The following is a 230-nucleotide window of genomic DNA, read 5'->3' on the forward strand; positions in this document are numbered from 1 at the left end:
GTACTCCCCCCTTGCACGGTGCGCCCTGCGCGAATATTGGTATACAAAGCGCGTAAAATTGAAAATACCGATACACCATGATGATCATAAAAATCGCGGTCTTCAACTACTAATAAGGTATTTTTAAGCATGTCAGGAAATTTATCTAATGGTACAAACTCTCTATCTTGTTTTGAGTCATTACCAATACGGGCTATTTGTACAGGCTCTAATCTGGCAGTGTTTAAGCG

The 230-nt window shown here is 40.4% G+C and carries 1 protein-coding gene; it reads right to left on the reverse strand.

The annotated features are described in order from the left end of the window. Positions 1-230, reverse strand: a 230-nt coding sequence (locus tag AAEY62_RS25170; RefSeq protein WP_350637236.1) for a transglycosylase domain-containing protein, incomplete at both ends; no start/stop codon positions are given.

Origin of the sequence: Pseudoalteromonas sp. GW168-MNA-CIBAN-0100 (genome assembly GCF_040309225.1) — a bacterium.
Taxonomy (GTDB): domain Bacteria; phylum Pseudomonadota; class Gammaproteobacteria; order Enterobacterales; family Alteromonadaceae; genus Pseudoalteromonas; species Pseudoalteromonas arctica.